This is a genomic window from Bacillus cereus group sp. Bc061, assembly GCF_027715825.1.
Taxonomy (GTDB): domain Bacteria; phylum Bacillota; class Bacilli; order Bacillales; family Bacillaceae_G; genus Bacillus_A; species Bacillus_A paranthracis.
In genome coordinates this window covers 16,547-40,559 of the sequence record NZ_JAQFTZ010000016.1, presented here as the reverse complement: position 1 = coordinate 40,559, position 24,013 = coordinate 16,547, and the positions used below count along the sequence as shown (strand labels likewise).

Below are 24,013 nucleotides of genomic sequence, written 5' to 3'. Positions count from 1 at the left end.
ACTTAAGGAGGTGTGTCTCGTGGCTAAAAAGGTAATTAAAATGGTAAAGCTTCAAATTCCTGCAGGTAAAGCTAACCCAGCTCCACCAGTTGGTCCAGCATTAGGACAAGCAGGTGTTAACATCATGGGCTTCTGTAAAGAGTTTAACGCTCGTACAGCAGATCAAGCTGGTCTTATCATCCCTGTTGAAATTACGGTATTTGAGGACCGTTCATTCACTTTCATTACTAAAACTCCTCCTGCTGCTGTTCTTCTTAAGAAAGTAGCTGGTATTGAGTCTGGTTCTGGTGAACCAAACCGTAATAAAGTGGCAACTGTTAAGCGTGATAAAGTACGCGAAATCGCTGAAACTAAAATGCCTGACCTAAACGCTGCTAGCGTAGAAGCTGCAATGCGTATGGTTGAAGGTACTGCACGCAGTATGGGCATCGTTATCGAAGACTAATTCGATTTGTTTTTTAAAAAAGGTTGCGGGTCTGGAATTCCAATTCGCAACCTTTATTATCGTAAATGATTATCGTTTTTAAATAAATGGGTGGCGCGCATCCTCAGGTTATACCTGAAAATAAGCGTAAACGTGGGAGGTTATTCCGCTAAAACCACATTCGAGGAGGAAATAAAAATGGCTAAAAGAGGTAAAAAGTACGTAGAAGCTGCAAAGCTTGTTGATCGTGCAGCTGCTTACTCTGCAACAGAAGCAGTAGAATTAGTAAAGAAAACAAACACAGCTAAATTTGATGCAACTGTAGAAGCTGCATTCCGTTTAGGTGTTGACCCTAAGAAAGCTGACCAACAAATCCGTGGTGCAGTTGTTCTTCCACACGGTACTGGTAAAGTACAACGTGTATTAGTGTTCGCTAAAGGTGAAAAAGCTAAAGAAGCTGAAGCTGCTGGAGCTGACTTCGTAGGCGATGCTGATTACATCGGTAAAATCCAACAAGGTTGGTTCGATTTCGATGTAGTAGTAGCAACTCCTGACATGATGGGTGAAGTTGGTAAACTTGGTCGCGTATTAGGACCTAAAGGTTTAATGCCAAACCCTAAAACTGGAACAGTTACTTTCGATGTAACTAAAGCTGTTAACGAAATCAAAGCTGGTAAAGTTGAATACCGCGTTGATAAAGCTGGTAACATCCACGTTCCAATCGGGAAAGTATCTTTCGAAGATGCTAAATTAGTAGAAAACTTCAGAACAATCGCTGACACTTTACAAAAAGTTAAGCCAGCTGCTGCAAAAGGTACTTACATGAAGAACGTAACAGTTGCTTCTACAATGGGACCTGGCGTACGTGTAGACGTTTCTACATTAGCGTAAATTTTGGAAGTTGACTTCATAAAGAAGTTTTAATATAATCATTTATGTTGTGAATTTAATTAGTGTACCGTAGACAGTAGGTGTCAATAGACTTAATTTCCTACCTAGGTGTTAATATACGAAGCGGAATTTTTTTCTGTGACTATATGCCTCCATGTCTACAAGTTGGGCATGGAGGTTTTTAGTGCACTTTCGGTACATCTTCTATATAATCTACAGGAGGTGTAATAACATGAGCAAAGTAATCGAAACTAAACAACAAGTTGTAACTGAAATCGCGGACAAACTTCGCGCTAGTAAATCTACAATCGTTGTTGACTACCGTGGTTTAACAGTTTCTGAAGCAACAGAATTACGTAAGCAATTACGTGAAGCTGGCGTTGAGTTCAAAGTTTACAAAAACTCTCTAACTCGTCGTGCTGCAGAATCTGCTGAAATGGCTGAGTTAAATGAATTCTTAACAGGACCAAACGCAATCGCGTTCAGTAACGAGGATGTAGTTGCTCCTGCGAAAGTATTAAACGACTTCGCTAAAGATCATGAAGCTTTAGAAATTAAAGCAGGCGTAATCGAAGGTAAACTTGTAACACTTGATGAGGTTAAAGCTATCGCTACTCTTCCATCACGTGAAGGCTTACTTTCTATGCTTCTTAGCGTTCTTCAAGCTCCAATCCGTAACCTTGCACTTGCTACTAAAGCAGTTGCAGACCAAAAGGAAGAGCAAGGCGCTTAATTTTTTAAAAGATAATTACGTATTATCGATAAAACAATACAAACCTATTTAAGGGAGGATATTTACAATGACTAAAGAACAAATCATTGAAGCAGTTAAATCTATGACTGTATTAGAACTTAACGACTTAGTAAAAGCTATCGAGGAAGAATTCGGCGTAACTGCTGCTGCTCCTGTAGCTGTTGCTGGTGGCGCTGGAGAAGCTGCTGCTGAGAAAACTGAATTTGATGTGGAACTAACTAGCGCTGGTGCACAAAAAATCAAAGTTATCAAAGTTGTTCGTGAAATCACTGGTCTTGGCTTAAAAGAAGCTAAAGAATTAGTTGACAACACTCCAAAAGTAATCAAAGAAGCTGCTGCTAAAGAAGAAGCTGAAGAAATCAAAGCTAAACTTGAAGAAGTTGGCGCTGCTGTAGAAGTTAAGTAATTAACTTTTGATGCTTTAAAAAAAGCTCGCTCTCATGCGAGCTTTTTTTTTAACTGTAGAGAAAAGAGGTGGCCATATGGCAGACCATTATTTTTCTAATGACCCTTCTAGTAAAAGTGATCGTAAGCGATGGGAATTTACGCTTCGTGGATCTCAATTTACTTTCTTATCTGACCGTGGGGTGTTCTCGAAAAACGAAGTGGACTTTGGTTCTCGTCTTTTAATTGAAGCGTTTCAAGTGCCAGATATTAAAGGTGACATATTAGACGTAGGTTGTGGATATGGACCAATTGGTTTATCGTTGGCGAAAGAGTTTCAAGACCGTAAAGTTCACATGGTGGATGTGAATGAAAGGGCACTTGAGCTTGCGAAAGAAAATGCTGCTAACAATAGAATTGGAAATGTGCACATTTTTCAAAGTAGCGTCTATGAAAATGTAGATGGTATGTATGCTGCTATTCTATCTAATCCTCCAATTCGTGCAGGTAAAGATATCGTGCATGAGATTTTAGAAAAAGCTATAGAACATTTAGTTCCAGGTGGGGAGTTGTGGATTGTTATTCAAAAGAAACAAGGTGCACCATCTGCGCTGAAGAAACTAGAAGAAGTATTTTCTGAAGTCGAAGTTGTAGAAAAGAAAAAAGGATATTATATCATAAAATCAAAAAAACGTTGACGGTTATTTTTGGCTATGTTAACATTATACAATGCCAATATATGATTTTCTGCGTTGAGAAAGATGTATATTTTTGTTTCTCTTGGAAAAGATAGTAAAATCAGCAGATTATGAAACAGAATGATGGTTTTCTTATAGAAGCCATTTTTCTTTTTTGAACAGGTAGAAAGACTCAACGTATTTATCTTTAAGAGAAAAAGACTACGCTAAATAGCAGTAGTTGTATTTATTTGTGATTTTGCACAAATTTTTTTGTGCATTTATAATACTCATGATTTGAGGGGTGAAGCAGTTGACAGGTCAACTAGTTCAATACGGACGCCACCGCCAACGAAGAAGTTATGCCCGTATTAGTGAAGTATTAGAGTTACCAAATCTTATCGAAATTCAAACCTCTTCTTATCAGTGGTTTCTTGATGAGGGTTTGCGAGAAATGTTCCAAGACATTTCTCCGATTGAAGACTTTACGGGAAATCTATCGCTTGAATTTATCGACTACAGCTTAGGTGAACCTAAATACTCTGTAGACGAATGCAAAGAGCGTGATGTGACGTATGCAGCACCACTTCGTGTAAAAGTGCGTCTAATCAACAAGGAAACTGGTGAAGTAAAAGAACAAGATGTGTTCATGGGAGATTTCCCACTCATGACAGAGACTGGAACATTCGTAATTAACGGTGCAGAACGTGTTATCGTTTCCCAGTTAGTTCGCTCTCCAAGCGTATACTATAGTGGCAAAGTGGATAAAAACGGAAAACGTGGTTTTACTGCTACTGTAATTCCAAACCGCGGAGCTTGGTTAGAGTATGAGACAGATGCTAAGGATGTTGTATATGTGCGTATTGACCGTACGCGTAAACTTCCTGTAACTGTTTTGTTACGCGCATTAGGGTTTGGCTCTGATCAAGAAATCACCGAGCTTTTAGGTGATAACGAATACTTAAGCAACACATTAGAAAAAGACAACACAGATAGCACAGAAAAAGCATTGCTTGAAATTTATGAGCGTCTACGTCCTGGTGAGCCACCAACAGTAGAAAATGCTAAGAGCTTACTTGTGTCTCGTTTCTTTGATCCAAAGCGCTACGATTTAGCAAATGTAGGTCGCTACAAGATCAACAAAAAGTTACACATTAAAAACAGATTGTTTAATCAACGTTTAGCTGAAACATTAGTGGATCCAGAAACTGGTGAAATTTTAGCGGCAGAAGGAACAATCTTAGATCGTCGTACACTTGATCGCATTTTACCTTACTTAGAGAAAAACATTGGATTCAAAACAGCGAAACCAATGGGTGGAGTGGTAGAAGGCGATGTTGAGCTGCAATCTATTAAGATTTATGCTCCTGAGTCAGAAGGCGAGCGCGTAATTAACGTAATTGGTAATGCAAATATTACTCGCGATGTAAAACACATCACACCAGGTGATATTCTTGCTTCTATCAGTTACTTCTTCAACCTACTATACAAAGTAGGGGATACAGATGATATCGACCACTTAGGAAACCGTCGTCTGCGTTCTGTTGGAGAACTATTACAAAATCAATTCCGTATCGGTCTTTCTCGTATGGAACGTGTTGTTCGTGAGAGAATGTCGATCCAAGATACAAATGCAATTACACCACAGGCATTAATTAATATTCGTCCTGTTATTGCATCTATTAAAGAGTTCTTCGGAAGTTCTCAGTTATCTCAGTTCATGGACCAAACAAACCCATTAGCAGAGTTAACTCACAAACGAAGACTATCTGCATTAGGACCTGGTGGTTTAACGCGTGAGCGCGCAGGCTTTGAAGTACGTGACGTTCACTACTCTCACTATGGTCGTATGTGTCCGATTGAAACACCAGAGGGACCAAACATCGGTTTGATTAACTCATTATCTTCATTCGCGAAAGTAAATGAGTTTGGTTTCATTGAAACACCATACCGTCGTGTTGACCCAGAAACTGGTCTTGTAACAGGGCATGTTGATTATTTAACAGCAGATGAAGAAGATAATTATGTTGTAGCCCAAGCGAATATGAAATTATCTGAAGAAGGAGAATTCCTTGATGAAGATATCGTAGCTCGTTTCCGTGGTGAAAACATTGTCACAAATAAAGAACGCATCGACTACATGGATGTATCACCAAAACAAGTAGTGTCGGCAGCGACAGCTTGTATTCCGTTCTTAGAAAACGATGACTCTAACCGCGCACTTATGGGAGCGAACATGCAACGTCAGGCGGTTCCGTTAATGAATCCGGAATCACCGATTGTAGGTACAGGTATGGAGTACGTATCAGCAAAAGACTCAGGTGCTGCAGTAATCTGTAAACACCCTGGTATTGTTGAGCGCGTAGAAGCACGTGAAGTTTGGGTACGTCGCTATGTAGAAGTTGACGGTCAAACAGTAAAAGGCGACTTAGATCGCTACAAAATGCAAAAATTCATTCGTTCTAACCAAGGAACTTGCTACAACCAACGTCCAATCGTAAGTGTTGGAAATGAAGTTGTAAAAGGTGAAATCCTTGCGGATGGTCCTTCTATGGAATTAGGTGAACTAGCACTTGGACGTAACGTGCTTGTTGGCTTCATGACTTGGGACGGTTATAACTACGAGGATGCGATCATTATGAGTGAGCGCCTTGTAAAAGATGATGTGTATACTTCTATTCATATTGAAGAATATGAGTCAGAAGCTCGTGATACGAAGCTTGGACCAGAAGAAATCACACGTGATATTCCAAACGTTGGGGAAGATGCATTACGTAACCTTGACGAGCGCGGTATCATTCGCGTTGGTGCGGAAGTAAAAGATGGAGATTTACTTGTTGGTAAAGTAACACCTAAAGGTGTAACAGAATTAACAGCTGAAGAACGTCTATTACATGCTATCTTTGGAGAAAAAGCGCGTGAAGTACGTGATACATCACTACGTGTACCACACGGTGGTGGCGGTATTATCTTAGACGTAAAAGTATTCAACCGTGAAGATGGCGACGAATTGCCACCAGGCGTGAATCAACTTGTGCGTGCATATATCGTTCAAAAACGTAAAATCTCTGAAGGTGACAAGATGGCCGGACGTCACGGTAACAAAGGTGTTATCTCTCGTATTTTACCAGAAGAAGATATGCCTTACTTACCAGACGGTACGCCAATCGATATCATGTTAAACCCATTAGGGGTACCATCTCGTATGAATATCGGTCAGGTATTAGAGCTTCATCTTGGTATGGCAGCAAGATACCTTGGCATTCACATTGCAACACCAGTATTCGATGGTGCTCGTGAGGAAGATGTTTGGGGCACAATTGAAGAAGCTGGTATGGCAAATGACGCGAAAACAATCCTGTATGACGGACGTACTGGTGAACCATTCGATAACCGTGTATCTGTTGGTGTCATGTATATGATCAAACTTGCGCACATGGTTGACGATAAACTTCATGCTCGTTCTACTGGACCATACTCACTTGTAACGCAGCAGCCTCTTGGAGGTAAAGCTCAGTTCGGTGGACAGCGTTTCGGTGAGATGGAGGTTTGGGCACTTGAAGCTTACGGTGCTGCTTATACTCTTCAAGAAATCTTAACAGTGAAGTCTGATGATGTTGTTGGACGTGTTAAGACGTATGAAGCAATTGTTAAAGGCGAAAATGTTCCAGAACCAGGCGTTCCTGAATCATTCAAAGTATTGATTAAAGAGCTGCAAAGTTTAGGTATGGACGTTAAAATGATGTCTAGCGACGATACAGAAATTGAAATGCGTGATACGGAAGATGACGATGATCATCAATCAGCAGACAAATTGAATGTCGAAGTTGAGACAACTAAGGAATAATTGGGATAACCTGTAGACTAAAAGGGAGGTAGGCCCCTTGATAGATGTAAATAACTTTGAATATATGAAGATTGGACTTGCTTCACCTGACAAGATTCGTTCTTGGTCATACGGTGAAGTTAAGAAACCAGAAACAATTAACTATCGTACGTTAAAGCCTGAAAAAGATGGCTTGTTCTGTGAGCGTATTTTCGGACCACAAAAGGACTGGGAATGTCATTGCGGAAAATACAAACGTGTACGTTATAAAGGTGTAGTTTGTGATCGATGTGGCGTTGAAGTAACGCGTGCGAAAGTACGTCGTGAACGTATGGGTCATATCGAATTAGCTGCTCCTGTATCTCATATTTGGTATTTCAAAGGTATCCCGAGCCGCATGGGACTTGTCTTAGACATGTCCCCTCGCGCGCTTGAAGAAGTAATTTATTTCGCTTCTTATGTTGTAACAGAAAGTGGAGATACACCACTTGATAAGAAGCAATTACTTTCTGAAAAAGAATACCGTGCATATCGTGATCGATATGGTAGCACATTCCAAGCTGCTATGGGTGCAGAAGCGATTAAAAAGCTATTACAAGACATCGATTTAGATAAAGAAGTAGACTTCTTAAAAGAAGAATTAAAAACAGCACAAGGACAACGCCGTACTCGTGCTATTAAACGTCTAGAAGTATTAGAAGCATTCCGTAACTCTGGAAATGAGCCATCTTGGATGATCTTAGATGTTCTACCAGTAATCCCACCAGAACTACGCCCAATGGTACAGTTAGATGGTGGACGTTTTGCTACTTCTGACTTAAACGACTTATACCGTCGTGTAATTAACCGTAATAACCGTTTAAAACGTCTATTGGACTTAGGTGCACCAAGCATTATCGTTCAAAACGAAAAACGTATGTTACAAGAAGCTGTAGACGCATTAATCGATAATGGTCGTCGTGGCCGTCCAGTTACTGGACCAGGTAACCGTCCATTAAAATCTCTATCTCACATGCTTAAAGGTAAACAAGGACGTTTCCGTCAAAACTTATTAGGTAAACGTGTTGACTACTCTGGTCGTTCTGTAATCGTTGTAGGACCGAACTTAAAGATGTATCAATGTGGATTACCGAAAGAGATGGCACTTGAACTGTTCAAACCTTTCGTAATGAAAGAGTTAGTTGAAAAAGGATTAGCACACAACATTAAGAGTGCGAAACGTAAAATCGAGCGTGTACAACCTGAAGTTTGGGACGTTTTAGAATCTGTGATTAAAGAACATCCAGTACTTCTAAACCGCGCACCAACACTTCACCGTCTTGGTATTCAGGCGTTTGAACCTACATTAGTAGAAGGTCGCGCAATCCGTCTTCACCCACTTGTATGTACTGCATACAACGCGGACTTTGACGGTGACCAAATGGCCGTTCACGTACCTTTATCATCAGAAGCACAAGCAGAAGCTCGTCTTCTTATGTTAGCGGCACAAAACATCTTGAACCCGAAAGACGGTAAACCAGTTGTTACTCCATCTCAGGATATGGTATTAGGTAACTACTACTTAACACTTGAGCGTGAAGGTGCAATCGGTGAAGGTATGGTCTTCAAAGATGCGAACGAAGCATTACTTGCATATCAAAATGGATATGTACATCTTCATACGCGTGTTGCAGTAGCTGCAAGTGCAGTAAACAACGCAACATTTACTGAAGAGCAAAAGAGTATGCTTCTATTAACAACAGTTGGTAAATTAATATTTAACGAAATCTTACCAGAGTCGTTCCCTTATATTAATGAACCAACAAATTCAAACCTTGAAAAAGAAACACCAGCGAAATATTTCGTTGAAAAAGGTGCGAACATTAAAGAGATTATTGCTAGTCGCGAAGAAGTGGCGCCATTCAGCAAGAAAATCCTTGGTAACATCATTGCGGAAGTGTTTAAACGTTTCAAAATTACAGAAACGTCTCGCATGCTTGACCGTATGAAAAACTTAGGATTCAAGTACTCTACAAAAGCTGGTATTACAGTTGGGGTATCTGACATTCTTGTATTAGGTGAAAAAGATGAAATTCTCCACGAAGCACAAGCAAAAGTAGATAATGTAATTAAACAATTCCGTCGCGGTTTAATCACGGAAGAAGAACGTTACGATCGCGTTATCTCTATTTGGAGTAATGCAAAAGATGTTATCCAAGGAAAACTGATGAAGTCCTTGAATAAACGCAACCCAATCTTCATGATGAGTGATTCCGGTGCCCGTGGTAACGCATCGAACTTTACTCAGCTTGCTGGTATGCGTGGTCTGATGGCCAATCCATCTGGTCGTATCATCGAACTTCCAATCAAATCAAGTTTCCGTGAAGGTTTAACAGTACTTGAGTACTTCATCTCTACGCATGGTGCGCGTAAAGGTCTTGCCGATACAGCACTGAAAACTGCCGATTCTGGTTACTTAACACGTCGTCTTGTTGACGTTGCACAAGATGTAATCGTTCGTGAAGATGATTGTGGAACAGATCGCGGTTTATTAATTGGTGCGATTAAAGAGGGTAATGAAGTTATTGAGTCATTATATGATCGTCTTGTTGGACGTTTTGCAAGAAAAACTGTAAAACATCCTGAAACAGGTGAAGTATTAGTTGCTGAAAATCAATTAATTACTGAAGATATCGCTCATATCGTTGAAAATTCGGGTGTTGAAACTGTAAACATTCGTTCAGCGTTTACGTGTAACACTCGCCATGGTGTATGTAAGAAGTGTTACGGTCGTAACTTAGCAACTGGAACAGACGTAGAAGTAGGGGAAGCGGTAGGTATTATCGCAGCTCAATCTATCGGTGAGCCAGGTACACAGTTAACGATGCGTACGTTCCATACAGGTGGGGTTGCCGGAGATGATATCACTCAAGGTTTACCTCGTATCCAAGAGATCTTCGAAGCTCGTAATCCGAAAGGTCAGGCTGTTATCAGTGAAATCGACGGTGTTATCGCAGCGATCAACGATGTTAAAGATCGCCAAGAAGTAGTTGTACAGGGTGAAGTTGAAGCTCGTACGTATGCTATTCCTTACGGTGCTCGTCTGAAAGTAATTCCAGGACAGAAAATTAGCCACGGTAAAGAGTTAACAGAAGGTTCTATCGATCCGAAAGAATTACTAAAAGTAACGGACATTACGGCAGTTCAAGAATACTTATTACGTGAAGTTCAAAAAGTATACCGTATGCAAGGGGTAGAAATTGGTGACAAACACGTAGAAGTAATGGTACGCCAAATGTTACGTAAAGTACGTGTGAGTGATGCAGGTGAAACAGATGTATTACCAGGAACATTACTAGATATCCATCAGTTTACTGATGCGAATGCGAAGGTGTTACTGCAAGGTAAACAACCAGCAACAGCTAGACCAGTTCTACTTGGTATTACAAAAGCTTCACTTGAAACAGATTCATTCTTATCTGCAGCATCGTTCCAAGAAACAACTCGTGTCTTAACTGATGCAGCGATTAAGGGTAAACGCGATGAGCTTCTAGGATTGAAAGAAAATGTTATTATCGGTAAACTTGTTCCTGCTGGAACAGGTATGAATCGTTATCGCAAAGTGGATCTTGTTAAAACAACACAAGATGACATGAATGTAGAAAACGATGAAGTTTATGTGGAACAGTAAAATTTTCCGTCGTAAATTTTGTATAAAAACAGTTAATCCTAGTTGACATTGTATGAGTCAAAATGTTACTATAAGCAAGGTTGCTCCTGAACGATGCTTTGGAGGATATTTATATGTCTTATCAAAAAGTGTCAAATGCTGAAAATGTAGTCGTTGGTCATAAACGTACATTGGAAGCAATCAAAAATGGTATAGTTAAAGAAGTTGTCATTGCAGAAGATGCTGATATGCGGTTAACCCATGTTATCATTCGCACTGCATTGCAACATAACATACCCATAACCAAAGTTGAATCAGTTCGTAAACTTGGAAAAGTTGCGGGGATTCAAGTGGGAGCTTCAGCAATAGGAATAATAAGTTAAAACTGTTTTTGTGAGGAGAGAGCATTTGCTCTCCCTTGCAAAAACTTTGTTTTCAACTAATAATGAACCACCTGGATATGTGGTCATACAAACATGCGAAGGGAGGATAATCAAATGCCTACTATTAACCAATTAGTGAGAAATGGTCGTACTGATAAAGTATGGAAATCTAAATCACCTGCGTTAAACAAAGGTTTTAACTCTTTAAAGAAAAAATCAACTGATATCTCTGCACCTCAAAAACGTGGTGTATGTACTCGTGTTGGTACAATGACTCCAAAGAAACCTAACTCAGCGTTACGTAAATATGCTCGTGTTCGTTTAACAAATGGTATTGAGGTAACAGCATACATCCCAGGTATCGGTCACAACTTACAAGAGCACAGCGTAGTATTAATTCGCGGTGGTCGTGTAAAAGACTTACCAGGGGTACGTTACCACATCGTTCGTGGTGCGCTTGATACAGCTGGTGTTGACAAGCGTATGCAAGGCCGTTCTAAATACGGTACTAAAAAGCCTAAAGCGGCTAAGAAATAATAACTTTTTAATGAAAGGAGGAACTCAATATGCCTCGTAAAGGACCTGTTGCAAAACGTGACGTGTTACCAGATCCAATGTACAATTCGAAGCTAGTAACACGCCTTATCAACAAAATGATGGTTGACGGTAAAAAAGGTAAATCTCAAACAATTCTTTATAATGCGTTCGATATCGTAAGCGAACGTACTGGTAAAGAGCCAATGGAAGTATTCGAGCAAGCTCTTAAGAACATTATGCCTGTTCTTGAAGTACGCGCTCGTCGTGTTGGTGGTGCTAACTACCAAGTTCCAGTTGAGGTTCGTCCAGAACGCCGTACAACTTTAGGTCTTCGTTGGTTAGTAAACTACGCTCGTCTTCGTGGTGAAAAAACTATGGAAGAGCGTCTTGCTAACGAAATCTTAGATGCAGCTAACAACGCTGGTGCATCTGTTAAGAAACGTGAAGACACTCATAAAATGGCAGAAGCTAACAAAGCATTTGCTCATTACCGTTGGTAGGATTCAACGTAAAATAAATGTAAGCATAAACCGCTTTATTTGTCGCTTATGGAAGTGTGGAGAGGGAGAATGCCTCTCCCTTTCGTTGGGCGCTCGTTTTACATAATGAGGGTACTGGACATACTGACATGTGTAACAATATAAAGTGGCTTTTTTGCTACTTAAAATAAAAAATCCAATCCATATATGGAAGGAGCAAGACACCAAATGGCAAGAGAGTTCTCTTTAGAAAACACTCGTAATATTGGTATCATGGCTCACATCGATGCTGGTAAAACAACAGCTACTGAGCGTATTCTGTACTACACAGGACGTATTCACAAAATCGGTGAAACTCACGAAGGTGCATCTCAGATGGACTGGATGGAGCAAGAGCAAGAGCGTGGTATCACAATTACTTCTGCTGCAACTACAGCACAATGGAAAGGTCACCGTGTAAACATCATTGACACTCCAGGTCACGTAGATTTCACAGTAGAAGTAGAACGTTCTTTACGCGTACTTGATGGCGCAGTAGCAGTACTTGATGCACAATCTGGTGTAGAACCACAAACAGAAACTGTTTGGCGTCAGGCTACTACTTACGGCGTACCTCGTATCGTATTCGTTAACAAAATGGATAAAATCGGTGCAGATTTCTTATACTCTGTAGGAACAATCCACGATCGTTTACAAGCAAACGCACACCCAATTCAGTTACCAATCGGTGCTGAAGATGAGTTCAATGGTATCATTGACCTTGTTGAAGAATGTGCTTACATGTACGGTAACGATTTAGGAACAGACATTCAACGTGTTGAAATTCCTGAAGAGCATAAAGAACTAGCTGAAGAATACCGTGGAAAACTTATTGAAGCGGTAGCTGAGCTTGATGAAGAAATGATGATGAAGTACCTAGAAGGTGAAGAAATCACTGTAGAAGAGCTTAAAGCTGGTATCCGTAAGGCTACAACTTCTGTAGAATTCTTCCCAGTAATCTGTGGTTCTGCATTCAAAAACAAAGGTGTTCAAATTCTGTTAGACGCAGTTATCGACTACCTACCATCTCCATTAGATGTACCTGCAATCAAAGGTACTCTTCCGGATACAGATGAAGAAGTAGAACGTAAGTCTAGCGATGAAGAGCCTTTCTCAGCTCTAGCATTCAAAATCATGACTGACCCTTATGTTGGTAAGTTAACATTCTTCCGTGTGTACTCTGGTGTGTTAAACTCTGGATCATACGTGAAAAACTCAACTAAAGGTAAGCGTGAGCGTGTAGGTCGTATCCTACAAATGCACGCTAACAGCCGTGAAGAGATCTCAACAGTTTACGCTGGTGATATCGCTGCTGCTGTAGGTTTAAAAGATACTACTACTGGTGATACTCTTTGTGACGAGAAGAGCCTTGTTATCCTTGAGTCTATGGAATTCCCAGAGCCAGTTATCTCTGTAGCTATCGAACCAAAATCAAAAGCTGACCAAGATAAAATGGGTACAGCATTATCTAAGCTTTCTGAAGAAGATCCAACATTCCGTGCTCACACTGACCAAGAAACTGGCCAAACAATCATCGCTGGTATGGGTGAACTTCACCTTGATATCATCGTTGACCGTATGCGCCGTGAGTTCAAAGTTGAAGCAAACGTTGGTGCTCCTCAGGTAGCATACCGTGAGACTTTCCGCTCTGCTGCGAAAGTTGAAGGTAAGTTCGCTCGTCAATCTGGTGGACGTGGACAATTCGGTCACGTTTGGATTGAGTTTGAACCTAATGAAGAAGGTAAAGGATTCGAATTCGAAAACAAGATCGTCGGTGGTGTTGTTCCACGTGAATACATCCCAGCTGTAGGCGCAGGTCTTGAAGATGCACTTAAAAATGGTGTACTTGCTGGATATCCAGTAGTAGACATTAAAGCTGCATTAGTTGACGGATCTTACCATGATGTCGATTCATCTGAGATGGCGTTCAAAATCGCTGCATCTATGGCACTTAAAGCTGCGGTTTCTAAATGTAACCCAGTAATTCTTGAGCCAATGATGAAAGTTGAAGTTGTAATTCCTGAAGAGTACATGGGTGACATTATGGGTGACGTAACATCTCGTCGTGGACGTGTAGAAGGTATGGAAGCTCGCGGTAACGCTCAAGTTGTTCGCGCTATGGTTCCACTTTCTGAAATGTTCGGTTATGCAACGTCATTACGTTCTAACACTCAAGGACGCGGAACATTCTCTATGGTGTTTGATCACTATGAAGAAGTACCAAAGTCTGTTTCTGAAGAAATTATCAAAAAAAATAAAGGTGAATAATTGATTTTTATCGATTCTTCACGTATAACTACTTATGTAAGCTTAGAAAGTGGGACGCAAGTTTCGCTTTCTAGCCTAAATATAAAATAACCTATATAAACTAAGGAGGAATTTAGAATGGCTAAAGCTAAATTCGAACGTTCTAAACCCCATGTTAACATCGGTACAATCGGCCACGTTGACCATGGTAAAACTACATTAACTGCTGCGATCACTACAGTACTTGCAAAAGCTGGTGGTGCTGAAGCACGCGGATACGATCAAATCGATGCTGCTCCAGAAGAAAGAGAGCGCGGTATCACAATCTCAACTGCACACGTTGAGTACGAAACTGAAACTCGTCACTATGCACACGTTGACTGCCCAGGTCACGCTGACTATGTTAAAAACATGATCACTGGTGCTGCTCAAATGGACGGCGGTATCTTAGTAGTATCTGCTGCTGATGGCCCAATGCCTCAAACTCGTGAGCACATCCTTCTTTCTCGTCAAGTAGGTGTACCTTACATCGTTGTATTCTTAAACAAATGCGACATGGTAGACGACGAAGAATTATTAGAATTAGTAGAAATGGAAGTTCGCGACCTATTATCTGAATACGGATTCCCAGGCGATGACATTCCTGTAATCAAAGGTTCTGCTCTTAAAGCTCTTCAAGGAGAAGCTGATTGGGAAGCAAAAATCATTGAATTAATGGCTGAAGTTGATGCTTACATCCCAACTCCAGAACGTGAAACTGACAAACCATTCTTAATGCCTGTAGAGGATGTATTCTCTATCACAGGTCGTGGTACAGTTGCTACTGGTCGTGTTGAGCGCGGTATCGTTAAAGTTGGTGACGTTGTAGAAATCATCGGTCTTGCTGAAGAAAATGCTTCTACAACTGTAACTGGTGTAGAAATGTTCCGTAAACTTCTTGACCAAGCTCAAGCTGGTGACAACATCGGTGCTTTACTTCGTGGGGTTGCTCGTGAAGACATCCAACGTGGACAAGTACTTGCAAAAAGCGGTTCTGTAAAAGCTCACGCTAAATTCAAAGCTGAAGTTTTCGTATTATCTAAAGAAGAAGGTGGACGTCACACTCCATTCTTCGCTAACTACCGTCCACAGTTCTACTTCCGTACAACTGACGTAACTGGTATCATCCAATTACCAGAAGGTACTGAAATGGTAATGCCTGGTGACAACGTAGAAATGACTATCGAACTTATCGCTCCAATCGCTATCGAAGAGGGAACTAAATTCTCTATTCGTGAAGGTGGACGTACAGTAGGTTACGGCGTAGTTGCTACTATCGTTGAGTAATCTTAACTGATATAAAAAACCCCGAGGGATTTTCCCTTGGGGTTTTTGTTTGCATTTATATAATGAACAAAATGATTGTTTCATGTTTTGACGAGTTTCTTCTATAATAATGTGAAATCATTAAAACTGAAATCCAGAAACTGTAAAATGAATTCTGCTAGATGAAAACTTGAAATTCTTTAAAGTGCCATGTATAATAGCAAAAGTAGAGAAAAGCAGATGCAAACAAAAAGATGCTTGCATCTAGACGAATAACATTGTATAATAGACAATGTTGGTCTTTGACTGCGATGAAGTGGAAGGTTGCTGACACACCCGGCCGCTTTGCCATGGCATGGTGTGAGGAAATTTCCATGGAGAAGGTCTATTTTAGAAATAGGCGAACGAAGGAGGGAAAATAATGGCAAAAGAAAAAATTCGTATCCGTTTAAAAGCTTACGATCACCGTATTCTTGATCAGTCAGCTGAGAAAATTGTAGAAACAGCTAAGCGTTCTGGGGCAACAGTTTCTGGTCCGATCCCATTACCAACTGAAAAAACTGTTTACACAATTCTTCGTGCTGTTCATAAGTACAAAGATTCTCGTGAGCAATTCGAAATGCGCACGCACAAACGTCTAATCGACATCGTGAGTCCTACTCCACAAACAGTAGATTCATTAATGCGTTTAGACTTACCATCTGGTGTAGATATCGAAATCAAACTATAATTTATATAACTTAAAAATGTAGGAGGTGTAACTCATGACCAAAGGAATCTTAGGAAGAAAGATCGGTATGACTCAAGTATTTGCTGAGAACGGTGAGTTAATCCCAGTAACAGTTATCGCTGCTAATCCAAACGTTGTTCTTCAAAAGAAAACAACTGAAACTGATGGCTACAACGCAATTCAGTTAGGATTTGAAGATAAGCGTGAAAAGTTAACTAACAAACCTGAACAAGGCCACACTGCTAAAGCATCTACAACTCCTAAGCGCTTCATTCGCGAAATCCGCGATGCAGACGTGGACGGATTAGAGGTTGGTCAAGAGGTAAAAGTTGACGTATTCGCTACAGGTGAAATCGTTGATGTAACAGGAATTTCTAAAGGTAAAGGTTTCCAAGGTGTTATCAAACGCCACGGACAATCTCGCGGACCTATGTCTCATGGTTCTCGCTATCACCGTCGTCCAGGTTCAATGGGCCCAGTTGCTCCGAACCGTGTATTCAAAGGCAAAAAACTTGCTGGACGTATGGGTGGAGACCAAGTTACTATCCAAAACTTAGAAATCGTTCAAGTTGACACTGAGCGCAACTTATTACTAGTAAAAGGTAACGTTCCAGGTGCTAAGAAATCTCTTGTAGTTGTTCAAGGCGCTGTGAAGGTTAGCAAATAATTCACAATAGGAAGGAGGAATTCCAATGCCAAAAGTTACTGTATATAACCAAACTGGTTCACAGGTTGGTGAAATCGAATTAGCTGAAGCTATTTTCGGTATCGAACCAAATGAAGCTGTACTTTTCGAAGCTGTAATGATGCAACGTGCATCTTTACGTCAAGGTACACACAAAGTAAAAACTCGCTCTGAAGTTCGCGGTGGTGGTCGTAAACCATGGCGTCAAAAAGGAACTGGACGTGCTCGTCAAGGGTCTATCCGCTCTCCTCAATGGCGTGGTGGTGGTACGGTATTCGGACCTACACCAAGAAGCTATGCGTACAAACTTCCTAAGAAAGTTCGTCGTTTAGCAATCAAATCTGCATTAGCTACTAAAGTAGTTGAGAACAACATTGTAGTTCTTGAAGACCTAGTGTTAAATGCACCAAAAACAAAAGATATGCTAGCAGTACTTAAAGGATTAACTGTTGAGAAGAAAGCTCTTATCGTAACTGCTGATGCAAACGAATCTGTAGAGTTATCTGCTCGCAATATCCCTGGAGTAACAGTAATCACTGCTGATGGCGTAAACGTTTTAGACGTGCTTCATCATGATAAGCTAATCATGACAAAAGCGGCAGTGGAAAAAGTAGAGGAGGTGCTTGCATAATGAGAGATCCTCGTGATATCATTAAGCGCCCAGTTATCACTGAACGTTCTATGGAAATGATGGCTGAAAAAAAATACACGTTCGATGTGGACGTTAAATCTAATAAAACAGAAGTTAAAGATGCTCTAGAAGCGATCTTTGGTGTTAAAGTAGAAAAAGTGAACATCATGAACTACAAGCCGAAAGCAAAACGCGTTGGTCGTCACGCTGGTTTTACTAGCCGTCGTCGTAAAGCAATCGTTAAGCTAACTGCTGACAGCAAAGAAATCGAAATCTTCCAAGGCGTTTAATTCTTACTAAAGAAGGAGGGAAATTGAGATGGGAATTAAAAAGTATAATCCAACTACTAACGGTCGTCGTAACATGACTACGAATGATTTCGCTGAAATCACGACTGACAGACCCGAAAAGTCTTTACTTGCTCCTTTAAGCAAAAAGGCTGGTCGTAATAACCAAGGTAAAATCACTGTACGTCATCAAGGTGGCGGACATAAGCGTCAATACCGTATCATCGACTTCAAACGTAACAAAGATGGAATTCCAGGACGCGTTGCTACGATCGAATACGATCCAAACCGCTCTGCGAATATCGCATTAATTAACTACGTTGACGGTGAAAAACGTTACATTCTTGCTCCTAAGAACTTAGAAGTAGGTATGGAAATTATGTCTGGCGCTGAAGCTGACATTAAAATCGGTAACGCATTACCATTAATCAACATTCCAGTAGGTACTGTTGTTCATAACATCGAGCTTAAACCAGGTCGTGGTGGACAATTAGTTCGTTCTGCTGGTACATCTGCACAAGTACTTGGTAAAGAAGGTAAATACGTTCTTGTACGTTTAACTTCTGGTGAAGTGCGTCTTGTATTATCTGCTTGCCGTGCAACTGTAGGTCAAGTTGGTAACGAGTCACACGAACTTATCAAGATCGGTAAAGCTGGTCGCTCTCGCTGGTTAGGTAAGCGCCCAACTGTTCGTGGTTCTGTAATGAACCCAGTTGATCACCCACACGGTGGTGGTGAAGGACGTTCACCAATCGGACGTAAGTCTCCAATGTCTCCATGGGGTAAACCAACTCTTGGATTCAAAACTCGTAAGAAAAACAAAGCGTCTGACAAATTCATCGTTCGTCGTCGTAAAAAATAATGGGATTGTAGTACGGTTCACTTTGAGAACCGTACGGCAATCACGAAGGGAGGCACCAAAATGGCTCGTAGCTTGAAAAAAGGACCATTTGTCGATGATCATTTAATGAGTAAAATTGCAAAGCTAAATGAAACTGAGCAAAAGCAAGTTGTTAAAACTTGGTCTCGTCGTTCAACGATCTTCCCTCAGTTCATCGGTCACACAATCGCTGTATATGACGGTCGTAAACATGTACCTGTATATGTTACTGAAGACATGGTAGGCCACAAGTTAGGTGAATTCGCACCAACTCGTACGTATAAAGGTCATGATGCTGACGATAAGAAAACTAGAAGATAATGAGAGGAGGCACTTCAATGCAAGCTAAAGCAGTAGCGAGAACAGTTCGTATTGCTCCTCGTAAAGTTCGTTTAGTTGTAGACTTAATCCGAGGTAAGCAAGTGGGTGAAGCGATTGCTATCCTTAACCACACACCAAAAACTGCTTCTCCAGTTGTAGAAAAAGTTTTAAAATCTGCAATCGCAAATGCAGAGCACAATTATGAAATGGACATTAACAACCTAGTTGTTGAGAAAGTTTTCGTTGACGAAGGTCCAACGTTAAAACGTTTCCGTCCACGTGCAATGGGTCGTGCAAGCCAAATTAACAAACGCACAAGCCACATCACAGTTGTGGTATCAGAAAAGAAGGAGGGATAATCGATGGGTCAAAAGGTTAATCCAATTGGTCTTCGTGTCGGCGTTATCCGTGACTGGGAATCTCGTTGGTTCGCTGAGAAAGATTACGCTACATTATTACATGAAGACATCAAAATCCGTGAGTACATTAATGTACGCTTAAAAGATTCTGCTGTTGCTAAAGTAGAAATCGAACGTGCAGCAAATCGTGTAAATGTTACAATTCACACTGCAAAACCTGGTATGGTAATTGGTAAAGGTGGTACTGAAGTTGAAGCACTTCGTAAAGCTCTTAACCAATTAACAGGCAAGCGTGTACACATCAACATTTTAGAAGTTAAGAGAGCTGATCTTAACGCTAAATTAGTAGGCGAAAACATCGCTCGTCAATTAGAAAACCGTGTATCATTCCGTCGTGCACAAAAGCAAGTTATTCAACGTGCTATGCGTGCAGGTGCTAAAGGTATTAAAACACAGGTTTCTGGTCGTCTTGGCGGAGCTGATATCGCTCGTGCAGAATCTTACAGTGAAGGAACTGTTCCACTTCATACACTTCGCGCTGATATTGACTATGCAGCAGTTGAAGCTGATACAACATACGGTAAATTAGGCGTAAAAGTATGGATCTACCGTGGAGAAGTCCTTCCTACAAAAAAGAAAGCTTCTGAGGAAGGAGGAAAATAATATGTTAATGCCAAAACGCGTAAAATATCGTAGAGAGCATCGTGGTAAAATGCGTGGTCGTGCTAAAGGTGGAACTGAAGTAGCTTTCGGTGAATTCGGTTTACAAGCACAAGCTGCTTCATGGATTACAAACCGTCAAATCGAAGCTGCTCGTCGTGCAATGACTCGTTACATGAAACGTGGCGGTAAAGTATGGATTAAAATTTTCCCTTCTAAACCTTACACTGCAAAACCTCTAGAAGTACGTATGGGTTCCGGTAAAGGGGCACCAGAAGGCTGGGTAGCAGTAGTAAAACCTGGGAAAATTATGTTCGAAATCGCGGGTGTATCTGAAGAGGTAGCACGCGAAGCATTACGTCTTGCAGCTCACAAGTTACCTGTGAAATGTAAATTCGTAAAACGTGAAGAAAATGGTGGTGAATCTAATGAAAACTAATGATATTCGTGAATTAACCACTGCCGAAATCGAAACAAAAGTTAAAGCTTTAAAGGAAGAGTTGTTTAATCTTCGCTTCCAACTTGCTACAGGACAATTAGAGAATCCAACTCGCATTCGTGAAGTGCGTAAGGCAATTGCTCGTATGAAAACTGTAGTTCGTGAAAGAGAGATCGGAATTAATCGATAAATTGAGGGGAGGTTTGCATAGTGAGCGAACGTAACCAACGCAAAGTTTATACTGGTCGTGTAGTGTCTGACAAAATGGACAAAACGATTACAGTTTTAGTTGAAACTTACAAAACTCATTCCTTGTACGGAAAACGTGTTAAGTATTCTAAGAAGTACAAAGCCCATGATGAGCAAAACCAAGCGAAACTTGGCGATATCGTAAAAATCATGGAAACTCGCCCGCTTTCTGCTACTAAGCGTTTCCGTTTAGTTGAAATCGTTGAAGAAGCGGTTATTATCTAAATAGACGAATCGGAATTTTTAGTCCGAAGGGAGGTTTCATAACATGATCCAACAAGAATCTCGTTTGAAAGTTGCTGACAACTCTGGTGCACGTGAACTTTTAACAATTAAAGTATTAGGCGGCTCTGGTCGTAAATATGCTAACATTGGTGACATTATCGTTGCTACGGTAAAACAAGCAACACCAGGTGGCGTTGTTAAAAAAGGTGACGTTGTTAAAGCAGTAGTAGTACGTACGAAGAGCGGTGCTCGTCGTCCGGATGGTTCTTACATCAAATTTGATGAAAACGCAGCGGTTATCATTAAAGACGATAAGAGCCCACGTGGTACTCGTATCTTCGGACCAGTAGCTCGTGAATTACGTGATAGCAACTTCATGAAGATCGTTTCTTTAGCTCCAGAAGTTCTATAATTTAAGGTATTGCCTTGCTAAGGAGGTGCAGAATTAAGATGCATGTAAAAAAAGGTGATAAAGTACAGGTAATCACTGGTAAAGACAAAGGAAAACAAGGCGTTATCCTTGTGGCTTTCCCAAAGCAAAACCGTGTTATCGTTGAGGGTGTTAACATCGTTAAGAAGCACTCTAAGCCATCTCAATTAAATCCACAAGGTGGAATTATTACTAAAGAGGCACCTATTCACGTTTCTAACGTTATGATTTTAGATCCGAAAACAGGTGAACCTACTCGCGTAGGCTTCAAGGTAGAAGATGGTAAAAAAGTTCGTATTGCAAAAAAATCTGGTGAATTATTAGATAAATAATTTTCTTAAGAAAGGAGGTCACTTCATTGAATCGCCTTAAAGAGAAGTTCCAAAAGGAAATTACTCCTGCTCTAATGAGCAAGTTTAACTATAAATCTGTAATGCAGGTACCAAAAATCGAAAAGATCGTAATCAACACTGGTGTTGGTGACGCGGTATCTAACTCAAAAGCTTTAGACAACGCAGTAGAAGAATTAACACAAATCGCAGGTCAAAAACCTGTTGTAACTCGTGCTAAAAAATCAATCGCTGGTTTCCGTCTTCGTGAAGGTATGCCAATCGGTGCGAAAGTAACTTTACGCGGCGAGCAAATGTATGAGTTCTTCGATAAATTAGTATCAGTTTCTTTACCACGTGTACGTGATTTCCGTGGTGTTTCTAAGAAATCATTCGATGGTCGTGGAAACTATACATTAGGTGTTAAAGAGCAACTTATTTTCCCTGAGATTGATTATGATAAAGTAAGCAAAGTCCGCGGTATGGACATCGTAATCGTTACTACAGCGAACACTGATGAAGAAGCTCGTGAACTTTTAACACAATTCGGTATGCCATTCCAAAAATAATGGAAGCCAACGCTAAGTAGAGGAGGCGAAAACGTGGCTAAAAAATCTATGATTGCGAAACAAAAGCGTACTCCTAAGTTTAAAGTACAAGAGTATACACGTTGCGAACGCTGCGGTCGTCCGCATTCTGTATACCGCAAATTTAAACTTTGCCGTATTTGTTTCCGTGAACTTGCATATAAAGGTCAAATTCCTGGTGTTAAAAAAGCTAGTTGGTAAAACCCACAAATGGGAAGGAGGTAAAACACATGGTGATGACAGATCCAATTGCAGACATGCTTACTCGCATCCGTAATGCGAACATGGTACGTCATGAGAAATTAGAGGTTCCTGCTTCTAAAATCAAAAAAGAGATCGCTGAACTTTTAAAACGTGAAGGTTTCATTCGTGATGTAGAATACATCGAGGATAACAAACAAGGTATCCTTCGTATTTTCCTGAAATATGGTGCAAACAACGAACGTGTAATCACTGGATTAAAACGTATCAGTAAACCTGGCTTACGCGTTTACGCTAAAGCTGACGAAGTACCACGTGTACTTAACGGATTAGGTATCGCTCTTGTTTCTACATCTAAGGGAGTAATGACAGACAAAGACGCTCGTCAATTACAAACTGGTGGAGAAGTAGTAGCATACGTTTGGTAATATATATTTAAAACGAACGGAGGTGTGACCACATGTCTCGTATTGGTAAAAAGATTCTTGAAATCCCTGCAGGTGTTACTATTACAGTTGCAGAAGACAATACTGTAACAGTAAAAGGCCCTAAAGGTGAATTAACTCGTACTTTCAATGCTGATATGCTTATCAAAATTGAAGAGAATACATTAACAGTTGAGCGTCCATCTGAACAGAAGGAACACCGTGCATTACACGGTACAACTCGTGCTTTAATCGGAAACATGGTTGAAGGTGTAACTGAAGGTTTCGCACGCGGACTTGAATTAGTCGGTGTTGGTTACCGTGCTCAAAAACAAGGTGATAAACTTGTATTAAGCGTAGGTTATTCTCATCCAGTAGAAATGACTCCGGAAGCAGGTCTTGAAGTTGAAGTACCTGCACCAACTAAGATCGTAATCAAAGGTATCGACAAGCAACGTGTTGGCGAATTCGCTGCTAACATCCGCGCTGTACGTGCTCCTGAGCCTTACAAAGGTAAAGGTATTCGTTACGAAGGCGAAGTTGTTCGTCGTAAAGAAGGTAAAACTGCTAAGTAAACCCGTTAGGTGAGAGAAAGGAGTGACAAGAATGATCACTAAAGCTGATAAAAATGCGACTCGTAAGAAAAGACATGCGCGTGTACGTGCTAAACTTACTGGTACTGCAGAACGTCCACGTTTAAACGTGTTCCGTTCTAACCAACATATTTACGCTCAAGTTATTGATGATGTAAATGGTGTAACGTTAGTAAGTGCATCTACTCTTGATAAAGACCTTGCTCTTAACGGTACTAGCAATATTGAAGCTGCTACGAAAGTTGGAGAATCAGTTGCTAAGCGTGCTGTAGAGAAAGGCGTTAAAGAAGTAGTATTTGATCGCGGTGGTTACTTATACCATGGCCGTGTTAAAGCTCTAGCTGAAGCTGCTCGTGAGGCTGGATTACAATTTTAATGGTCAAAGGA

The 24,013-nt window shown here is 40.7% G+C and carries 31 protein-coding genes and 1 other annotated feature; of the genes, 30 read left to right on the top strand and 1 reads right to left on the bottom strand.

Going from position 1 to position 24,013, the window contains the following annotated elements; all coding sequences use genetic code 11:
- Nucleotides 1–19 precede the first annotated feature (19 nt).
- From rplK to tuf, 12 genes are all read left to right on the top strand, one after another.
- Entirely contained in the window at nt 20–445 is a 426-nt protein-coding gene (gene rplK, locus PDQ40_RS26705) for a 50S ribosomal protein L11 (RefSeq protein ID WP_001085872.1), read from the top strand.
- A gap of 177 nt (nt 446–622) precedes the next feature.
- On the top strand, nt 623–1,315 hold the full coding sequence (gene rplA / locus PDQ40_RS26700) for a 50S ribosomal protein L1 (protein WP_002020168.1): 693 nt from the start codon (nt 623–625) through the stop codon (nt 1,313–1,315).
- A gap of 49 nt (nt 1,316–1,364) precedes the next feature.
- Nucleotides 1,365–1,508 (top strand) — a sequence feature (ribosomal protein L10 leader region).
- 39 nt (nt 1,509–1,547) lie between these two features.
- Nucleotides 1,548–2,048 (top strand): 50S ribosomal protein L10, encoded by a 501-nt coding sequence (rplJ, locus tag PDQ40_RS26695; protein ID WP_000048716.1) that lies wholly within the window; start codon nt 1,548–1,550, stop codon nt 2,046–2,048.
- A gap of 67 nt (nt 2,049–2,115) precedes the next feature.
- Complete coding sequence (gene rplL / locus PDQ40_RS26690; protein WP_000159736.1) at nt 2,116–2,475, top strand: 50S ribosomal protein L7/L12; 360 nt, start codon at nt 2,116–2,118, stop codon at nt 2,473–2,475.
- Nucleotides 2,476–2,551: 76 nt separating this feature from the next.
- Nucleotides 2,552–3,151 (top strand): class I SAM-dependent methyltransferase, encoded by a 600-nt coding sequence (locus PDQ40_RS26685; protein WP_000763281.1) that lies wholly within the window; start codon nt 2,552–2,554, stop codon nt 3,149–3,151.
- A gap of 292 nt (nt 3,152–3,443) precedes the next feature.
- Nucleotides 3,444–6,977 (top strand): DNA-directed RNA polymerase subunit beta, encoded by a 3,534-nt coding sequence (gene rpoB, locus PDQ40_RS26680; protein ID WP_000147554.1) that lies wholly within the window; start codon nt 3,444–3,446, stop codon nt 6,975–6,977.
- 37 nt (nt 6,978–7,014) lie between these two features.
- Nucleotides 7,015–10,626, top strand: a complete 3,612-nt coding sequence (gene rpoC / locus PDQ40_RS26675) for a DNA-directed RNA polymerase subunit beta' (protein WP_000567937.1) — start codon at nt 7,015–7,017, stop codon at nt 10,624–10,626.
- A 113-nt stretch (nt 10,627–10,739) separates the two neighbouring features.
- Complete coding sequence (locus PDQ40_RS26670; RefSeq protein WP_000121830.1) at nt 10,740–10,988, top strand: 50S ribosomal protein L7ae-like protein; 249 nt, start codon at nt 10,740–10,742, stop codon at nt 10,986–10,988.
- Nucleotides 10,989–11,102: 114 nt separating this feature from the next.
- Nucleotides 11,103–11,525 (top strand): 30S ribosomal protein S12, encoded by a 423-nt coding sequence (gene rpsL, locus PDQ40_RS26665; RefSeq protein WP_001142340.1) that lies wholly within the window; start codon nt 11,103–11,105, stop codon nt 11,523–11,525.
- A 29-nt stretch (nt 11,526–11,554) separates the two neighbouring features.
- Nucleotides 11,555–12,025, top strand: a complete 471-nt coding sequence (gene rpsG / locus PDQ40_RS26660) for a 30S ribosomal protein S7 (RefSeq protein WP_001137493.1) — start codon at nt 11,555–11,557, stop codon at nt 12,023–12,025.
- Between the two features lie 207 nt (nt 12,026–12,232).
- Entirely contained in the window at nt 12,233–14,311 is a 2,079-nt protein-coding gene (gene fusA, locus PDQ40_RS26655) for an elongation factor G (RefSeq protein WP_000090373.1), read from the top strand.
- A 117-nt stretch (nt 14,312–14,428) separates the two neighbouring features.
- Entirely contained in the window at nt 14,429–15,616 is a 1,188-nt protein-coding gene (tuf, locus tag PDQ40_RS26650; protein WP_001029615.1) for an elongation factor Tu, read from the top strand.
- 157 nt (nt 15,617–15,773) lie between these two features.
- On the opposite strand, the gene PDQ40_RS26645 is transcribed toward tuf, so the two are convergent.
- A complete protein-coding gene (locus PDQ40_RS26645; protein WP_153603574.1) occupies nt 15,774–15,947 on the bottom strand; it encodes a hypothetical protein in 174 nt (57 codons plus the stop codon).
- Between the two features lie 69 nt (nt 15,948–16,016).
- Here PDQ40_RS26645 and rpsJ point away from each other — a divergent pair, with 69 nt between their 5' ends.
- The 18 genes from rpsJ to rplR are packed head-to-tail and all read left to right on the top strand — an operon-like array spanning nt 16,017 to nt 24,002.
- Nucleotides 16,017–16,325, top strand: coding sequence for a 30S ribosomal protein S10 (rpsJ, locus tag PDQ40_RS26640; RefSeq protein WP_001040596.1), 309 nt, complete (start codon nt 16,017–16,019; stop codon nt 16,323–16,325).
- A 34-nt stretch (nt 16,326–16,359) separates the two neighbouring features.
- Nucleotides 16,360–16,992 carry a 50S ribosomal protein L3 gene (gene rplC / locus PDQ40_RS26635; protein ID WP_000160207.1) on the top strand — a complete coding sequence of 211 codons (633 nt, stop codon included), beginning with the start codon at nt 16,360–16,362 and terminating at the stop codon, nt 16,990–16,992.
- Between the two features lie 25 nt (nt 16,993–17,017).
- Complete coding sequence (gene rplD, locus PDQ40_RS26630) at nt 17,018–17,641, top strand: 50S ribosomal protein L4 (protein ID WP_001127258.1); 624 nt, start codon at nt 17,018–17,020, stop codon at nt 17,639–17,641.
- Nucleotides 17,641–17,931, top strand: coding sequence for a 50S ribosomal protein L23 (gene rplW / locus PDQ40_RS26625; protein ID WP_001205558.1), 291 nt, complete (start codon nt 17,641–17,643; stop codon nt 17,929–17,931). The genes rplD and rplW overlap by 1 nt, the downstream gene beginning before the upstream one ends.
- Before the next feature lie 28 nt (nt 17,932–17,959).
- A complete protein-coding gene (gene rplB / locus PDQ40_RS26620; protein WP_000511580.1) occupies nt 17,960–18,790 on the top strand; it encodes a 50S ribosomal protein L2 in 831 nt (276 codons plus the stop codon).
- Between the two features lie 60 nt (nt 18,791–18,850).
- The gene (gene rpsS, locus PDQ40_RS26615; protein ID WP_000124453.1) at nt 18,851–19,129 is read left to right on the top strand and encodes a 30S ribosomal protein S19; all 279 of its coding nucleotides are present in this window, start codon (nt 18,851–18,853) and stop codon (nt 19,127–19,129) included.
- Between the two features lie 17 nt (nt 19,130–19,146).
- Nucleotides 19,147–19,488 (top strand): 50S ribosomal protein L22, encoded by a 342-nt coding sequence (gene rplV / locus PDQ40_RS26610; RefSeq protein WP_001148024.1) that lies wholly within the window; start codon nt 19,147–19,149, stop codon nt 19,486–19,488.
- 3 nt (nt 19,489–19,491) lie between these two features.
- Nucleotides 19,492–20,151 (top strand): 30S ribosomal protein S3, encoded by a 660-nt coding sequence (gene rpsC / locus PDQ40_RS26605; protein ID WP_000529956.1) that lies wholly within the window; start codon nt 19,492–19,494, stop codon nt 20,149–20,151.
- A 1-nt stretch (nt 20,152) separates the two neighbouring features.
- Nucleotides 20,153–20,587, top strand: coding sequence for a 50S ribosomal protein L16 (rplP, locus tag PDQ40_RS26600; protein ID WP_000928971.1), 435 nt, complete (start codon nt 20,153–20,155; stop codon nt 20,585–20,587).
- Complete coding sequence (rpmC, locus tag PDQ40_RS26595) at nt 20,577–20,777, top strand: 50S ribosomal protein L29 (RefSeq protein ID WP_000855718.1); 201 nt, start codon at nt 20,577–20,579, stop codon at nt 20,775–20,777. The genes rplP and rpmC overlap by 11 nt, the downstream gene beginning before the upstream one ends.
- 20 nt (nt 20,778–20,797) lie before the next feature.
- Entirely contained in the window at nt 20,798–21,061 is a 264-nt protein-coding gene (gene rpsQ / locus PDQ40_RS26590) for a 30S ribosomal protein S17 (RefSeq protein ID WP_000004106.1), read from the top strand.
- A gap of 43 nt (nt 21,062–21,104) precedes the next feature.
- Entirely contained in the window at nt 21,105–21,473 is a 369-nt protein-coding gene (gene rplN, locus PDQ40_RS26585; RefSeq protein WP_000615912.1) for a 50S ribosomal protein L14, read from the top strand.
- Nucleotides 21,474–21,511: 38 nt separating this feature from the next.
- Entirely contained in the window at nt 21,512–21,823 is a 312-nt protein-coding gene (gene rplX / locus PDQ40_RS26580) for a 50S ribosomal protein L24 (protein ID WP_000558200.1), read from the top strand.
- A gap of 26 nt (nt 21,824–21,849) precedes the next feature.
- Nucleotides 21,850–22,389, top strand: a complete 540-nt coding sequence (gene rplE, locus PDQ40_RS26575; protein ID WP_001080827.1) for a 50S ribosomal protein L5 — start codon at nt 21,850–21,852, stop codon at nt 22,387–22,389.
- Between the two features lie 33 nt (nt 22,390–22,422).
- Complete coding sequence (gene rpsN / locus PDQ40_RS26570; protein WP_001085700.1) at nt 22,423–22,608, top strand: 30S ribosomal protein S14; 186 nt, start codon at nt 22,423–22,425, stop codon at nt 22,606–22,608.
- A gap of 29 nt (nt 22,609–22,637) precedes the next feature.
- Nucleotides 22,638–23,036 carry a 30S ribosomal protein S8 gene (gene rpsH / locus PDQ40_RS26565; protein WP_000245511.1) on the top strand — a complete coding sequence of 133 codons (399 nt, stop codon included), beginning with the start codon at nt 22,638–22,640 and terminating at the stop codon, nt 23,034–23,036.
- A gap of 32 nt (nt 23,037–23,068) precedes the next feature.
- Nucleotides 23,069–23,608, top strand: coding sequence for a 50S ribosomal protein L6 (gene rplF / locus PDQ40_RS26560; RefSeq protein WP_000086558.1), 540 nt, complete (start codon nt 23,069–23,071; stop codon nt 23,606–23,608).
- A gap of 31 nt (nt 23,609–23,639) precedes the next feature.
- Nucleotides 23,640–24,002 (top strand): 50S ribosomal protein L18, encoded by a 363-nt coding sequence (gene rplR / locus PDQ40_RS26555; RefSeq protein ID WP_000628816.1) that lies wholly within the window; start codon nt 23,640–23,642, stop codon nt 24,000–24,002.
- The last annotated feature ends 11 nt before the right edge of the window (nt 24,003–24,013 follow it).

Bases quoted from the DNA above. Each gene is read 5' to 3' on its own strand.
- PDQ40_RS26645 (WP_153603574.1), bottom strand. From the start codon at position 15,947: ATGGCAAAGCGGCCGGGTGTGTCAGCAACCTTCCACTTCATCGCAGTC.
- fusA (WP_000090373.1), top strand. From the start codon at position 12,233: ATGGCAAGAGAGTTCTCTTTAGAAAACACTCGTAATATTGGTATCATG.
- rplX (WP_000558200.1), top strand. From the start codon at position 21,512: ATGCATGTAAAAAAAGGTGATAAAGTACAGGTAATCACTGGTAAAGAC.
- rpmC (WP_000855718.1), top strand. From the start codon at position 20,577: ATGAAAACTAATGATATTCGTGAATTAACCACTGCCGAAATCGAAACA.
- rpsH (WP_000245511.1), top strand. From the start codon at position 22,638: ATGGTGATGACAGATCCAATTGCAGACATGCTTACTCGCATCCGTAAT.
- rplW (WP_001205558.1), top strand. From the start codon at position 17,641: ATGAGAGATCCTCGTGATATCATTAAGCGCCCAGTTATCACTGAACGT.
- tuf (WP_001029615.1), top strand. From the start codon at position 14,429: ATGGCTAAAGCTAAATTCGAACGTTCTAAACCCCATGTTAACATCGGT.
- rpsC (WP_000529956.1), top strand. From the start codon at position 19,492: ATGGGTCAAAAGGTTAATCCAATTGGTCTTCGTGTCGGCGTTATCCGT.
- rplC (WP_000160207.1), top strand. From the start codon at position 16,360: ATGACCAAAGGAATCTTAGGAAGAAAGATCGGTATGACTCAAGTATTT.
- rplP (WP_000928971.1), top strand. From the start codon at position 20,153: ATGTTAATGCCAAAACGCGTAAAATATCGTAGAGAGCATCGTGGTAAA.
- rplL (WP_000159736.1), top strand. From the start codon at position 2,116: ATGACTAAAGAACAAATCATTGAAGCAGTTAAATCTATGACTGTATTA.
- rpsS (WP_000124453.1), top strand. From the start codon at position 18,851: ATGGCTCGTAGCTTGAAAAAAGGACCATTTGTCGATGATCATTTAATG.
- rplR (WP_000628816.1), top strand. From the start codon at position 23,640: ATGATCACTAAAGCTGATAAAAATGCGACTCGTAAGAAAAGACATGCG.
- rplN (WP_000615912.1), top strand. From the start codon at position 21,105: ATGATCCAACAAGAATCTCGTTTGAAAGTTGCTGACAACTCTGGTGCA.
- rpsG (WP_001137493.1), top strand. From the start codon at position 11,555: ATGCCTCGTAAAGGACCTGTTGCAAAACGTGACGTGTTACCAGATCCA.
- rplF (WP_000086558.1), top strand. From the start codon at position 23,069: ATGTCTCGTATTGGTAAAAAGATTCTTGAAATCCCTGCAGGTGTTACT.
- PDQ40_RS26685 (WP_000763281.1), top strand. From the start codon at position 2,552: ATGGCAGACCATTATTTTTCTAATGACCCTTCTAGTAAAAGTGATCGT.
- rplB (WP_000511580.1), top strand. From the start codon at position 17,960: ATGGGAATTAAAAAGTATAATCCAACTACTAACGGTCGTCGTAACATG.
- PDQ40_RS26670 (WP_000121830.1), top strand. From the start codon at position 10,740: ATGTCTTATCAAAAAGTGTCAAATGCTGAAAATGTAGTCGTTGGTCAT.
- rplD (WP_001127258.1), top strand. From the start codon at position 17,018: ATGCCAAAAGTTACTGTATATAACCAAACTGGTTCACAGGTTGGTGAA.
- rplA (WP_002020168.1), top strand. From the start codon at position 623: ATGGCTAAAAGAGGTAAAAAGTACGTAGAAGCTGCAAAGCTTGTTGAT.
- rpsJ (WP_001040596.1), top strand. From the start codon at position 16,017: ATGGCAAAAGAAAAAATTCGTATCCGTTTAAAAGCTTACGATCACCGT.
- rplV (WP_001148024.1), top strand. From the start codon at position 19,147: ATGCAAGCTAAAGCAGTAGCGAGAACAGTTCGTATTGCTCCTCGTAAA.
- rplJ (WP_000048716.1), top strand. From the start codon at position 1,548: ATGAGCAAAGTAATCGAAACTAAACAACAAGTTGTAACTGAAATCGCG.
- rpsL (WP_001142340.1), top strand. From the start codon at position 11,103: ATGCCTACTATTAACCAATTAGTGAGAAATGGTCGTACTGATAAAGTA.